The 1,673-nt window shown below is 76.6% G+C and carries 2 protein-coding genes; both read right to left on the reverse strand.

Annotated elements, in window-relative coordinates:
- Window positions 1-60: 60 nt before the first annotated feature.
- On the reverse strand, window positions 61-1,023 hold the full coding sequence (locus tag ABZS66_RS61600; RefSeq protein ID WP_354774260.1) for a helix-turn-helix domain-containing protein: 963 nt from the start codon (window positions 1,021-1,023) through the stop codon (window positions 61-63).
- 44 nt (window positions 1,024-1,067) lie between these two features.
- On the reverse strand, window positions 1,068-1,673 hold a 606-nt coding region (locus ABZS66_RS61605), incomplete at its 5' end, for a helix-turn-helix transcriptional regulator (RefSeq protein WP_354774262.1).

Genomic DNA, 1,673 nt, shown 5'->3' on the forward strand with positions numbered 1-1,673 from the left:
GGCTCCACGGTCGCCTCCGCGGCGGCTCCGTGTCCGGGGCCCGGTGCGGCCGGCTGAGGGTCAGCGGCCGGCGGCGATGTTGCGCCAGTCGCGCGGGGTCACGCCGAACGCGGCCCGGAACCGGCGGGCGAAGTGGGCCGGGTCGCGGAAGCCGTGGCGGCGGGCGATCGTCGCCACGGTCCGGTGGTCGTTGGCCGGGTCGGCGAGGTCGGCCCGGGCCGCGTCGAGGCGCTGGCTGATGATCCACTGCTCGACGCTGAACTCGGCCGCGGCGCACACGCTGTAGAGGCGCCGGGTCGAGATGTTCAGCGCGGCCGCGATGCTGTCCGGGCCGAGCTCGGGGTCGCCGAGGTGCTGGCGGATGTACGCGCGGATCTGCGTGGGCAGCGTGTCCCCGGCGGCCGGGTGGCGCTCCTCGCCGGCCGCGGACAGCAGCAGCGCCCGGGCCAGCTCGATGCTCGACCGCCCGACGCCGGCCGCGACCCGCTCGTCGCTGAGCCGCCCCGGGTCCCGCGTGATCGCCGCGACGTGCACGGCCATCAGCTCGTACAGCGGGCTGCGCAGCAGGTTCGGCGCGGCCCGCCGGATGACGTCGGGCGGCAGGGCGATCTCGTCGACGGGGAGCTGCAGCGCCCGGCCGGCGCCCGGGCCGCCCCACGAGAAGTGGTACGGCTCGGTGAGGTCGGTGCAGGTCAGCGTGCCCATCGGCACGGCCCGGCCGAGGCCGAACTGCTCCTGCCGGCCGACGTTGCGCTCCTGGAGGCCGAAGGACACCAGCGGGCCGCAGCCCTGCCGGACCTGTTTGGGGCTGCGGGTGAGGCTCAGGCCGTGGCTCGACTCCGCGCGTACCGCCTGGATCGCGCCGAGCTGCCAGAACTGCACCAGCGCCTCGACCGGGCGGCCGTCGTCGAGCCGCTCGGCCAGGCCGACGGTGGACGGCGCGGTGGCATCGACGACGACGGAGCGCAGTGCCTCGATCCGCTCCCGCGCGGGAAGGGCGGATGTATCGAGGATGACCGCCATGCGGCCGAACTGTAGCGAAACGTTCGCCGGGGATGTGTCGGGTTTCAGTCTCCGCCGTTGCGGTCTGCGCTGCCGAGGAGCGCGGCGAGCCGCGCGCGGCTGGTCACGCCGAGCCGCTGGTACACCCGGCCGAGCCGGGCGGCGACCGTGCGGTGCGACAGGTACAGACGCCCGGCGATCTGCCGGTTGGTCAGGCCCTCGGCGGCGAGGCGGGCGATCTGCAGCTCGCGGGCGGGCAGCAGCCCGGTCGTGCGGGCCGGCGCCGCCGGCAGGCCGAGCGCGGCCCGGGCCCGGGCCGCCCACGGGGCGAGGCCGAGGTCGTCGAACACGGCGAGCGCGGCGCGCAGCGTCTCGGGGTCCCGCCGCCGCTCGCCGTGGTGCAGCTGGAGGCGGGCCCGGAACAGCGGCCACCGGCCGAGCTCCCCGCGCAGGGCGCCGGCGACGCCGGTTTCCGGGTCTTCCCGCAGTACCGCTGCGGCATAGTCCGCACAGACGAGCATCATCGGCGCCGGAATGCGGCGCGCGGCCTCGGCGAGCCCGCCGAGCACCTCCTGCGCCTCGGCGACGGCGCCCGCCGCCACCGCGGCGTCGGCGACTGCGGGACAGTCGTTCGGCCTGGACGATCTCGCCGGTGCTGAGCGGGTCGAACA

Source organism: Dactylosporangium sp. NPDC005572 (genome assembly GCF_040605515.1).
Taxonomy (GTDB): Bacteria; Actinomycetota; Actinomycetes; order Mycobacteriales; family Micromonosporaceae; genus Dactylosporangium.